Annotated in this window: 12 protein-coding genes; 10 read left to right on the top strand and 2 right to left on the bottom strand. The window is 66.5% G+C overall.

All coding sequences use genetic code 11. The annotated features are described in order from the left end of the window. Positions 1 to 91 precede the first annotated feature (91 nt). Positions 92 to 577: an Mpo1-like protein gene (locus LMF57_RS18525; RefSeq protein ID WP_025874603.1), complete on the bottom strand. Its 486-nt coding sequence runs from the start codon at positions 575 to 577 to the stop codon at positions 92 to 94. A 347-nt stretch (positions 578 to 924) separates the two neighbouring features. Beyond that, entirely contained in the window at positions 925 to 1851 is a 927-nt protein-coding gene (locus LMF57_RS18520; protein ID WP_162887706.1) for a phosphoribosylaminoimidazolesuccinocarboxamide synthase, read from the bottom strand. Between the two features lie 144 nt (positions 1852 to 1995). Here LMF57_RS18520 and LMF57_RS18515 point away from each other — a divergent pair, with 144 nt between their 5' ends. The 10 genes from LMF57_RS18515 (at position 1996) to trpD (ending at position 11720) form a co-directional block, all read left to right on the top strand. Continuing rightward, complete coding sequence (locus LMF57_RS18515) at positions 1996 to 2325, top strand: DnaJ domain-containing protein (RefSeq protein ID WP_025874605.1); 330 nt, start codon at positions 1996 to 1998, stop codon at positions 2323 to 2325. 57 nt (positions 2326 to 2382) lie between these two features. Next, positions 2383 to 3057, top strand: coding sequence for a ribulose-phosphate 3-epimerase (gene rpe / locus LMF57_RS18510; protein ID WP_025874606.1), 675 nt, complete (start codon positions 2383 to 2385; stop codon positions 3055 to 3057). 60 nt (positions 3058 to 3117) lie between these two features. After that, positions 3118 to 3597, top strand: coding sequence for a GNAT family N-acetyltransferase (locus LMF57_RS18505; protein WP_208081542.1), 480 nt, complete (start codon positions 3118 to 3120; stop codon positions 3595 to 3597). 26 nt (positions 3598 to 3623) lie between these two features. Beyond that, a complete protein-coding gene (locus LMF57_RS18500; RefSeq protein WP_208081543.1) occupies positions 3624 to 4211 on the top strand; it encodes a hypothetical protein in 588 nt (195 codons plus the stop codon). Positions 4212 to 4467: 256 nt separating this feature from the next. Continuing rightward, positions 4468 to 5400: a lipid kinase YegS gene (gene yegS / locus LMF57_RS18495; RefSeq protein WP_208081544.1), complete on the top strand. Its 933-nt coding sequence runs from the start codon at positions 4468 to 4470 to the stop codon at positions 5398 to 5400. Between the two features lie 292 nt (positions 5401 to 5692). Then, positions 5693 to 7183 carry an anthranilate synthase component I gene (trpE, locus tag LMF57_RS18490; protein ID WP_117311591.1) on the top strand — a complete coding sequence of 497 codons (1491 nt, stop codon included), beginning with the start codon at positions 5693 to 5695 and terminating at the stop codon, positions 7181 to 7183. A gap of 79 nt (positions 7184 to 7262) precedes the next feature. Next, on the top strand, positions 7263 to 9302 hold the full coding sequence (locus LMF57_RS18485) for an acyltransferase (RefSeq protein WP_162887705.1): 2040 nt from the start codon (positions 7263 to 7265) through the stop codon (positions 9300 to 9302). A gap of 3 nt (positions 9303 to 9305) precedes the next feature. After that, positions 9306 to 10082: an SIMPL domain-containing protein gene (locus LMF57_RS18480; protein ID WP_229290363.1), complete on the top strand. Its 777-nt coding sequence runs from the start codon at positions 9306 to 9308 to the stop codon at positions 10080 to 10082. 2 nt (positions 10083 to 10084) lie between these two features. Continuing rightward, a complete protein-coding gene (locus LMF57_RS18475) occupies positions 10085 to 10672 on the top strand; it encodes an aminodeoxychorismate/anthranilate synthase component II (RefSeq protein WP_088101793.1) in 588 nt (195 codons plus the stop codon). Between the two features lie 16 nt (positions 10673 to 10688). After that, on the top strand, positions 10689 to 11720 hold the full coding sequence (gene trpD, locus LMF57_RS18470) for an anthranilate phosphoribosyltransferase (RefSeq protein ID WP_025874615.1): 1032 nt from the start codon (positions 10689 to 10691) through the stop codon (positions 11718 to 11720). The last annotated feature ends 2 nt before the right edge of the window (positions 11721 to 11722 follow it).

Genomic DNA, 11722 nt, shown 5'->3' with positions numbered 1-11722 from the left:
GTCACCGCGGCAGGCTGGCAGGCGCGCCGTGCAGTGTCGGTGACGGGATCTGCCCGTTCAGGAAACGAAGGCGTCGACGCGGCGACGCTGGTCAGTAGCGCCAGTCGAGCTTGCGATAGGCCTTGGCCATCACCCACGCCGGACCGATCAGCAGGTAGGTCAGGTCGGTCAGGAAGCTGGGCTTGCGGCCTTCGAACTTGTGGCCGATGAACTGCGCGATCCAGGCGACGACGAATACGCCGATGGCCAGCGAGCGCAGGTTGTGCAGGCCGATTTCCGCTTCCAGCAGCCGGCACAGGCAGCCGAACACGAAGAACTGGATGAGCATGCCGATGCCCAGCGGACGCGACAGCTTGTTGTAGAAGCACCACGCGCTGAACATCGCGAACGCCGACCAGATGCCGTACTGGAACCAGGTGATCAGCGGCGGCACGCACCACAGCAGGGCCACCACCGACCACAGGATCGCCGGCACCGCCACTACGTGGATGCGCTGGTTGACCACATTGCGGTGGTCGTCGGAGTAGCTGGCGAAATAGCGGTCGATCGGACGCGCAAGCTGGGTGCTGGTCTGCATGTGGCCAGCATACCCCGGCCGGGGCCGGCAGTAGAGCCAGGCCATGCCCGGCTGCAGGTTCGCGGGGTTGCCGGCCAGCGACCGGCACTACCAACCGGCAGTAGAGCCAGACCATGCCTGGCTGCAGGTTCGCCGAGGTTGCCGGCCAGCGGCCGGCACTACCAACCGGCAGTAGTCAGGCCGTGCCTGGCTGCAGTTTCGCCGGGGTTGCCGGCCAGCGGCCGGCCCCATCAACCGTCAGTAGAGCCAGGCCATGCCCGGCTGCAGGTTCGCGGGGTTGCCGGCCAGCGACCGGCAAGTACCGCATACAGAACGCCCCCGCCACGCGGGCAGGGGGCGCAGGGGATTCAGTCGATGCTGATCCCGGCCAGGCGCTGCAGCGCCTCGGCGTACTTGGCGCGGGTGCGCTCGATGATCTCCGCCGGGATGCTCGGGCCCGGGGCGGTCTTGCCCCAGTCCAGCGTCTCCAGGTAGTCACGCACGAACTGCTTGTCGTAGCTCGGCGGGCTGGTGCCCACTTCGTACTCGTCGGCAGGCCAGTAGCGCGAGGAATCCGGCGTCAGCATTTCGTCCATGATGTACAGGCGACCGTCGGCGTCGGTACCGAACTCGAACTTGGTGTCGGCCAGGATGATGCCGTGCTCGCGTGCGTAATCGGCCGCGAACTTGTAGATGCGCAGCGTCGCGTCGCGCACCCGCTCGGCCATTTCCGCACCGACCGTCTTCACCATCGCGTCGAAGTCGATGTTCTCGTCATGGTCGCCAACGGCGGCCTTGGTCGAGGGGGTGAAGATCGGCTCGGGCAGCTGCTCGGCCTGGCGCAGGCCGTCGGGCAGCTCGATGCCGCTGACCTTGCCGGTGCGCTGGTAGTCCTTCCAGCCGCTGCCGATCAGATAGCCACGGGCGATGGCTTCCACCGGTACCGGCTTCAGCTTGCGGGTGACCACCGCGCGCTTGGCGTACAGGGCCGCGTCCACGCCCTCGGGCAGCACGCTGGCCACATCGATGCCGGTCAGGTGGTTGGGCATCAGGTGCGCGGTCTTGGCGAACCAGAAGTTGGACACCTGGCAGAGCATCTCGCCCTTGCCCGGGATCGGGTCGGGCAGGACCACATCGAACGCCGACAGGCGATCGGTGGCGACCATCAAGAGGTAGTCCCCCGGTGGGGTACCGGCCGGCAGCCGCTCGCGCGGGATATCGAACACATCACGCACCTTGCCGCGGTGGCGCAAGGGCAGGCCGGGGAGATCGGATTGCAACAGCGTGGTTGGCACGGGCACTCCTGGGGCTTCGTCGAGACGGCTGCCCAGGGGACCCGGCGGGCCCGCAACTGGTCAGCGGGCGGCCTAGTGTAAAGCGGTCCGGGCCCGCTGTGACGTAAAATGAGCGTCCATTTCGTCGGCCGACCCCGGAGCGCCATGCGCTGGTACGGAAAACTGCTCGGATTCATCGCCGGCGCCCTGCTGTTCCGGCCCAATCCGCTGTTCGGCGCGGTGGTCGGCCTGTTGCTGGGGCATGCCTTCGACAGCGACTGGTTCCGCCTGAACAAGGAGAACCCGTACCGCGAGCTGGGGCTGACCTCCGAGGCCACCGATGCCGAGGTCGAGCGCGCCTACCGCAAGCTGATCTCCCAGTACCACCCCGACAAGCTGGGCGGCGCCGCCCCCGAGCTGCAGCAGCAGGCCGAGCAGAAGTCGCGGCGCATCAACGCCGCCTACGACCGCATCAAGACCCTGCGCAAGCGCTGACCCCATTGCCCCGCCTGCGGGCGGGAGACCCCTTTCCCCGTTCCGAAGGCCCCGGCCATGTCCAACTGCCTCATCGCTCCTTCCATCCTCTCGGCCAACTTCGCCCGCCTGGGCGAGGAAGTCGACAACGTCCTGGCCGCAGGTGCGGACTGGGTCCATTTCGATGTGATGGACAACCACTACGTGCCCAACCTGACCATCGGCCCGATGGTCTGCCAGGCGCTGCGCAAGCACGGCGTCACCGCGCCGATCGACGTGCACCTGATGGTCGAGCCGGTCGACCGCATCATCCCGGACTTCGCCGAGGCCGGTGCCACCTACATCAGCTTCCACCCGGAGGCCAGCCGCCACGTACACCGCACCATCCAGCTGATCCGCTCGCTGGGCTGCAAGCCGGGCATCGTGCTCAACCCGGCCACCCCGGTTGACATCCTCGACTGGGTGCTGGACGACCTCGACCTGGTGCTGCTGATGTCGGTCAACCCGGGCTTCGGCGGCCAGGCCTTCATTCCGTCGGCCTTGGACAAGCTGCGCGTGGTGCGCCAGAAGATCGATGCCAGCGGCCGTGACATCCGCCTGGAGATCGACGGTGGCGTGAAGGCCGACAACATCGGCGAGATCGCTGCTGCCGGTGCCGACACCTTCGTGGCCGGCTCGGCCATCTTCAACGCCAAGACCAGCTACCAGGACGTGATCGCGCAGATGCGCGCCAACGTCGCTGCGGCACGCTGACAAAATGCGGACGGAGGGGATTAAGCTCGCTTAATCCCCTCCGTCCCCTTTTTTCCGCTCATGGCACTCCTGAACATCCGCCCGGCCACCGTCGCCGACGCCGGCCTGATCCTTCGCTTCATCCGCGAACTGGCGATCTACGAGAAGGCCGAGCAGTCGGTGCAGACCGATGAGATCGGCATCGCCGAAAGCCTGTTCGGCGCCGACGCCACCGCCCGCGCGCTGGTCTGCGAGGCGAACGGCGAAGCCATCGGCTACGCGGTGTATTTCTACAACTATTCCACCTGGCTGGGGCGCAAGGGCATCTACCTGGAAGACCTGTACGTGAGCCCGGAAAAGCGTGGCTCCGGCGCGGGCAAAGCGTTGCTGAAGTACATCGCCCGCCAGGCCGTTGCTGAAGGGTGCGGTCGTTTCGAGTGGTCGGTGCTGGACTGGAACACGCCGGCCATCGCGTTCTACACCGCAGCTGGCGCCAGACCGCAGGACGAGTGGACGGTGTTCCGGTTGGAAGGTGAGGCGCTGAAGGCATTCGCCGGGTAGTCCGTGTCCTGGTGACTGGTGTGCCGATGAAATACGCCATTGCCGCACTCCGACAGCGGCTGCCGGCCTCGATTGCTGTCTGCAGGCAGGCGCTGGAGGCTGCCGGCGGTGACCTGTCACAGGCGCACGCCTTGGTGGTTGATCAGCTCGTGGCCGATTACGGGCACCGCACAGGGTTGGGGGTCGCCGAGGCCGCCATCGAGCTGCAGGCCGCTGGCCATGACGTGGAACGCGCCATGATGCTTTGGCGTCGCCGCCACCCATCGCCGCCGCCGCGGCCATTCGCGGCGCTTGAAAAGGGATGGGCGCTGGCAGCGGAGCTGGCTTCGTTGTACACCGGGTTGCGCTGTTTCGCCCATGTCATCTCTGGCGAACAAGACACCTACGAGCTGCGCTTGATCACCCATGCTGCACGCTTCACCGAGACCGCCTATGGCTTCGACTACGACTACGCCATGCAGGACGCGCAGACGCGGGTGGAACGCAGGCTCGTGACCGGAATTCCGGCGCTCAAGCTTCTGTTGCAGGAGTACGCAATTGATGAGGCGATGTTGTGCAGCATCGATGCCTTCGACAGCTGCCTCCTGCACGGTCCCATCGAGGCTTACCTGTAAGCCGATATGCAGCGCCGCACAGCGAAAAAAAAAGCCACGCCAAACACTGGCGTGGCCCTGCTGCATGCGTGGGAGGCTGATCCTGCCTCCATCCGTCGTCCCTGCTATGGCCTTCCATTCTCCCGGTGGCCGATGACACCTGCATGACATGCCGCGCGGGCGAGCCCAGCGCCCTGACCTGAACGGTGGCCAATGCCTTTCACTGGCCCCGAACGCGCGGTTGCTAGCCTGTGCCGCCCTCACCTGGAAGCACCGCATGAGCACACCGCGCTGGCGCCTGATCCTCAACGGCAAGTCCGCAGGCAACGATGACCTGCGCGAGGCCGTGGGCCACTGGCGCGAACGCGGTGTGCAGCTGGAAGTGCGGGTGACCTGGGAAGACGGTGATGCCGAGCGCTACGTCGCCGAGGCCATCGATCACGGCGTGGACGTGATCGTGGCGGCCGGTGGCGACGGAACGCTGAGCGCGGTGGCCGAGACGCTGGCGCATCGCGACGAGCCGGCTGAGGCGCTGCCTTCGCTGGCGCTGGTGCCGATGGGCACCGCCAACGATTTCGCCACCGCCGCGGGCATTCCGGTGGAGCCGCAGGCGGCCTTCGCGCTGATTGCCGGCGGCCACCCACGCCCCATGGACCTGCTGCGCGTCGATGCCGACGGCAAGCCATGGTGGTGCGCCAACCTCGCCAGCGGTGGCTTCGGTACCCAGGTCACGGTGGAAACCGATGCGGGGCTGAAGAAGATGCTCGGCGGCCTGGCCTATGTCATCACCGGCATCGCCAAGCTCGGCCGCATAGAACCCATCACCGCACGCCTGATCGGGCCGGACTTCCAGTGGGAAGGCGGGTTCATCGCACTGGGCATCGGCAACGGCCGTCAGGCCGGTGGCGGCCAGCAGCTGTGCCCGCAGGCACTGATCGATGACGGCCTGCTGGACGTCACCGTGGTGCCGGAACTGGAGGGTGAAGTCGCAGCCACCCTTGGGCAGATGCTGACCGGCGGCAAGGAGGCGGCGCTGGAACGTGTCGCCACGCGCGCGCAGCTGCCGTGGCTGCAGATCGACGCACCGCAGCCGTTGACGTTGAACCTGGACGGCGAACCGGTACAGGCGCGCCGCTTCCGCATCGACTGCGTGTCGGGCAGGGTACGGATGCACCTGCCCGATGACTGTGCGTTGCTGTCGGAACGCTGAGCGCGCGAGGACCGGCCGAGGGACGCGATCGACGCCGGTCGCAAGCAGGAGCGGGGAGATCGCGGTCCCGCAGCAGGTACAGGAAATCCGGGGGCAGGCACGGCGGATGGGCCAGGGGGAAGACAAACCGCCCGTCGCCAAAGGGTTTCCCTGCGGCCAAAGCTGCGATACAGTCAAGGCGTGTCCAGCCTGACGACCCCGCATACCCTTTCTTCCGCACGCCGTTGGTGGCGATGGTGGCCTGTTGCCGTCGTCCGCTCCCATAACGCTGTGTCCCGGAAGGAAAGTCGTCTTGATCTCGCACGCCCAGTTTCAGCAGCAGGCCGCTGAAGGCCACACCCATATTCCCGTTGTCCGCGAAGTGCTGTCCGACCTGGACACGCCGCTTTCGGTCTATCTGAAGCTCGCCGACGGCCCCAATACCTACCTGTTTGAATCCGTCGAAGGCGGCGAGCGCTTTGGTCGTTACTCGATCATCGGCCTGCCGGCACGCCGTGTGTACGCCTTCCACGGCCACACCCTGACGGTGCGCGAGCACGGCCAGGTGGTGGAAACCCGCGAGGTGGCCGATCCGTTTGCCGAGGTCGAGGCGCTGCGCAGCGCCCACTCGGTGCCGAAGCTGGAAGGCCTGCCGGGCTTCACCGGTGGCCTGGTCGGCTGGTTCGGGTTCGAGTGCATCGGCTACATCGAGCCGCGCCTGGCGTCGCCGGCCGGCCGCGACGAACTGGGCACGCCGGACATCCTGCTGCTGCACTCCGATGAGCTGGCGGTGTTCGACAACCTGAAGGGCCGGCTGTACCTGATCGTGCACGCCGACCCGCGCCAAGCGGGCGCCTTCGAGCAGGCGCAGGCGCGCCTGGACGCGCTGGCGGCCAGGCTGCGCGCGCCGGGGGCAGGCTATCCGGCACCGCTCACCAGCGATGTGCTGGACGAGTCCGACTTCGTTTCCGGTTTCACCCGCGAGGGCTTTGTCGATGCGGTCCAGCGCAGCAAGGAGTACATCCGTGCCGGCGACATCTTCCAGGTGGTGCTCAGCCAGCGCCTGAGCGTGCCGTTCAAGGCGCGGCCGGTGGATGTATACCGCGCGCTGCGGGCACTGAACCCGTCGCCGTACATGTATTTCCTCGATGTCGGCGACCTGCAGGTGGTCGGCTCGTCGCCGGAAATCCTGGTGCGTCTGCAGCATACCCATGAAGGCGTGGGCGAAGTGACCGTGCGCCCGATCGCCGGCACGCGCCCGCGCGGCGCCACGCCGGAGCTGGATCAGGCGCTGGAGGCCGAACTGCTGGCCGATCCGAAGGAACGCGCCGAGCACCTGATGCTGATCGACCTGGGCCGCAACGACGCCGGCCGCGTGTCCAAAGCCGGTACCGTGGAAGTGGGCGAGCAGTTCGTGATCGAACGCTACAGCCACGTCATGCACATCGTCAGCGAAGTGACCGGGCAGCTGCAGCCGGGCCTGAGCTACGCCGACGTGCTGCGCGCCACCTTCCCGGCCGGTACGGTCAGCGGCGCGCCGAAGATCCGCGCGCTGGAAGTGATCCGCGAACTGGAACCGATCAAGCGCAATGTCTACGCCGGCAGCATCGGTTACATCGGCTGGCACGGCGATGCAGATACCGCGATCGCGATCCGAACCGCGGTGATCAAGGATGGCCGCCTGTACGTGCAGGCCGGCGCCGGCATCGTCTACGACTCGGACCCGGACAAGGAATGGGACGAGACGATGAACAAGGGCCGCGCGCTGTTCCGCGCCGTCGCCCAGGCCGCCAAGGGCCTGTAACCTCTCCCCGTCGTCCAAGGCTGTCCGTCACGCGGTGCATGGGATGCGCCGCGCCCACTTGAATGGGTTTCTGCAGATCATGAAAAGCGCCACTTCCCGGTACATGCCGCACATCGATGGACTGCGCTGCGTCGCAGTGCTGGCGGTCCTGCTCTTCCACTTCGGCGTGCCTGGACTGGGCGGTGGCTATGTCGGCGTGGACATCTTCTTCGTGATCAGCGGTTACCTGATCACCTCCATCATCCGCAGTGAGCTGGTGGAGACCGGTGGTTTCCGCTTCGGCAATTTCTACGCGCGTCGGGTCCGGCGCATCCTGCCCGCGCTGATCGCCACCCTGCTGGCGACCACCGTGCTGGCCGTGCTCAGCCTCACTCCTGCCGATCTGGTCGCGTACGGCAAGTCCCTGTTGGCCTCGGCGCTGTCGGTATCCAATCTGCTGTTCTGGTCGGAAAGCGGCTACTTCGATGCGGCCTCGCAGACCAAGCCCCTGCTGCACACCTGGTCGCTGAGCGTGGAAGAGCAGTTCTACCTGGTCTGGCCCGCGTTCCTGTTCCTCTGCTACCGGTTCGGCGGCCGCCGCGGCATCGCCTGGGGCATCGTCGTCGCAGGGGTCGTCAGTTTTCTGGCCAACCACCTGGCCGTGGCCGGGCAGAGCCTGGGGTTCGCGTCGGATCTGTTCTTCCTGCCGCAGTTCCGCGTGTTCGAGTTCGCCATCGGCGCAGCCGGCTGTTTCATCGCCGCGCGGCTGCCGTCGTCGCGCTGGCTGCATGAAGGCATGTTCGCTGTCGGCGCGGCGCTGATCGTCCATTCGATCATCACCCTGGTGGAAGGCGATGTGTTCCCGTACACCAACGCCATCGCGCCCTGCGTGGGCACGCTGCTGGTCATCGCATCGAACCGCTCGCGCGCTACCACATTGCTGCTGGCCAACCCGCTGGCGGTATGGTTCGGCAAGATCAGCTACTCGCTGTACCTGACCCATTGGCCGGTGGTGGTTTTCGTCACCCAGTTCATGCCGCACTCGCCGTGGCCGGTGCAGTTCGGCCTGATGGTGGTGCTGTCGCTGCTGACGGCGGTGGCGCTGCATCATTGGGTCGAAGTGCGTTTCCGCTATGTCGATCCGGCAGCGCCCAAGGGGGCGCTGGTGGGCCGTACGCTCGGCGTCTCGTTGTTCTGCTGTGCGCTGGGTGTGACGGTACTGGCATCCAACGGCATGGTCTGGCGCTACCAGTACTTCACCCCCGGCAGGGTGGGGCCGGGCACGACGGCCAGCGCCCTTGGCCAGGGCGCTGTAGCACACGCCCAGGCGCCGGTGTTCCAGCCGCTGGCGGCCGCCGACATCGAAGCCGGCAAGGGACGCCGGTTCGAAGGCCTTGCCGCGGCCTGCAACGTGCAGTCGCTGCAGGATCCAGCGCGCTGCCCCATGGATCGACCGGTGCAGGTGCTGCTGTTCGGCAATTCGCATGAGCCCGATGGCTTCAACGCCTTCGCGCAGATCTACGGGCATGACCGTCGCGTCAACCTGATCAATTTCGGCACGGTCAATGACTGCAAGGTCGTGCTGGAGCGGGATCGCATTGCATCGCCCACGCCCGAACTGGCGTGCGATACCCGCTTCGCCGCACTCGACGATGATCGTCTGGTACAGGCGCTGGACGTGGTCGTCTACAACACGCACCAGGGCTTTGACCCGGTTGCCGCCGATCTGTGGCGGATCCTGGAGATCCTGAAGACGCGCAACCCGCAGCTGAAGATCATTGCGATCGGCTCCTTCCTGCAGACCACGTCCGACTGTGCGTCGCTCTACAACCGCTACGGAAGCTTCGATGCATGCAAACGCCCTGACCTGGTGAATTACTTCAACCCGGATGAGCGCGCCAAGTCGACCATCCCGCAGGTGAAGTCGCTGCCGTACCTGTACATCAGCAAGTACGAACTGCTGTGCGGTGGCAATGCGATGGAGGGCTGCGTGATGGAGGCCAACGGCGAGCCGGCCTTCTATGACCAGCATCACCTGTCGCTGGGCTACGCGCGCTACATGGGCCAGCAACTGGCCAAGCGGCATGCCGCCGACCTGGTTGCCGCCGGCCTGCCCGAGCCCATTTCCAGCAAGGAGTAGACGATGAAGCTGCTGAGTGCATCGCTGTGGTTGTCGCTGCTGTTGCCAGCCGCCCCGGCTGCCTGGGCGCAGGCCAACACCATTCCCTCGCAGCCGCACCTGCTGGTGAAGGGCGAGGGCGCGCGAACGGTGATGCCGGACCGGTTCACCGTTGAACTGCTGGTCAAGTCCACCGATCTGCAGCCGGATGTCGCGCGCTCGCGCGTGCAGGGCAATGTCGAGGCGGTGCTGGCTGCGTTCAGGCGCAACCATGCGCTGCCGGCAAGCGTGCTGGCCGACAATCTGACCATCCAGCCGGACTACCGCTATAGCGTGCAGGGCAAGCAGGAATACCTCGGCACGCGGGTAAGCCGGCGCCTGAAGGGCAGCTTCGGCACCACCGGCGACCTGCAGGCCTTCCTGCGCGCGGTCGACGCCAGCGATGACCTGCAGATCAGCAGCATGCGGTCCGGCTATTCGAAGGAGGCAGCACTGCGTGGCGAACTCAAGGCTGAAGCGGCAACGCAGACACGCGCCTCCGCCAAGCAGCTTGCCGGGGCCTATGGCGCGCGCATCACCGGCCTCTACAGCATCTCCGACGTGGCCCCGAACTTCGCCTACGGCGTGCAGGCAGGCAGCTGGCCGCGCAGCGCTGACATGGTCACCCCGCCCAGCCCGCCAGCTCCGGCACAGACGAGCGTCGAGGCAACCGGCTCGCGCGGTCGCGAATCCATCGAAGCCGGCCCTATCACCTACACCGAAAACGTGTACGCCATTTTCCTGATAAGCGACGGAACCTGACCATGTTGTGGATGATCGACAACTACGACAGCTTCACCTACAACCTCGTGCAGTACCTGCAGACGCTGGGTGCCGAAGTGAAGGTGGTGCGCAACGATGCGATGAGCGTGGACGAGATCGCCGCGCAGAAGCCCGAACGCATCGTCATTTCGCCCGGCCCGTGCACGCCCAACGAAGCGGGCGTGTCGTTGGAGCTGATCCAGCGCCTGGGCCCGACCACGCCGATCCTCGGCGTGTGCCTGGGCCACCAGGGCATCGGCCAGGTCTACGGCGGCACGGTCATCCGCGCCGGCAACATCATGCATGGCAAGACCTCGCCCATCCGGCATGAAGGCAAGGGCGTGTTCGCCGGGCTGCCGGACGGTTACCAGGCCACCCGCTACCACTCGCTGGTGGTGGACAAGAACAGCCTGCCCGACGCGCTGGAAGTGACCGCCTGGACCGAGAACGAGGATGGCTCGATCGAAGAGATCATGGGCCTGCGCCACCGCCAGTTCCCGGTGGAGGGCGTGCAGTTCCATCCCGAATCGATCCTCACCGAGCATGGTCACGCGCTGCTGCGCAATTTCCTGCAGCGCCCGGCTGCCTGATCCAAGGAGTATTCCGATGAGCTTCTCCCCCCAGGAAGCCCTGCAACGCACCATCGAACACCGCGAGATCTTCTTCGACGAAATGGTCGACCTGATGCGGCAGATCATGCGCGGCGATGTCTCGCCGATGATGACCGCCGCCATCCTCACCGGCCTGCGCGTGAAGAAGGAAACCATCGACGAGATCGCCGCCGCAGCGACAGTGATGCGCGAATTCGCGCTGGCCGTGCCGGTAGCCGATACCACCCACCTGGTCGACATCGTCGGCACCGGTGGCGATGGCTCGCATACCTTCAACATCTCCACCTGCGCGATGTTCGTCGCCGCTGCCGCCGGCGCGCGCGTGGCCAAGCATGGCAACCGCAGCGTGTCGTCCAAGTCGGGCAGCGCCGATGCGGTCGAGGCACTGGGTGCGGCCATCGAGCTGCAGCCGGCGCAGGTGGCCGCAGCCATCGAACAGACCGGCATCGGTTTCATGTTCGCGCCGATCCACCATCCATCGATGAAGGTGGTGGCGCCGGTCCGTCGCGAGATGGGGGTGCGCACCATCTTCAACATCCTCGGCCCGCTGACCAACCCGGCCAGCGCACCGTCGGTGCTGATGGGCGTGTTCCATCCCGACCTGGTGGGCATCCAGGCGCGCGTGCTGCGCGAGCTGGGCACCGAGCGTGCGATGGTGGTCTGGGGCCGCGACAACATGGACGAGATCTCGCTGGGCGCCGGCACCCTGGTGGGTGAGCTGCGCGACGGAAAGGTGCGCGAGTACGAGATCCATCCGGAAGACTTCGGCATCGCCATGTCGGCCAGCCGCAACCTGCGCGTGGACGGCCCGGAGCAATCCATTGCCATGCTGCGCGCGGTGCTCGACAACGAGCCGGGTCCGGCGCTGGACATCGTCGCGCTGAATGCGGGCGCAGCGTTGTACGTGGCCGGCGTAGCCAGCGATATCGGCGACGGACTGGCCCGTGCCCGCGCGGTCATCGCCGACGGCAGCGCCCGTGCCCGCCTGCAGCAGTACGTCGATACCACCCGCGCGCTGGTTGCCTGAGC

The sequence above is a fragment of the Stenotrophomonas sp. SI-NJAU-1 genome (assembly GCF_020883215.1).
Taxonomy (GTDB): domain Bacteria; phylum Pseudomonadota; class Gammaproteobacteria; order Xanthomonadales; family Xanthomonadaceae; genus Stenotrophomonas; species Stenotrophomonas indicatrix.
Note: the sequence above shows the minus strand (reverse complement) of the source record. Positions and strands in the feature narration are given on the sequence as shown.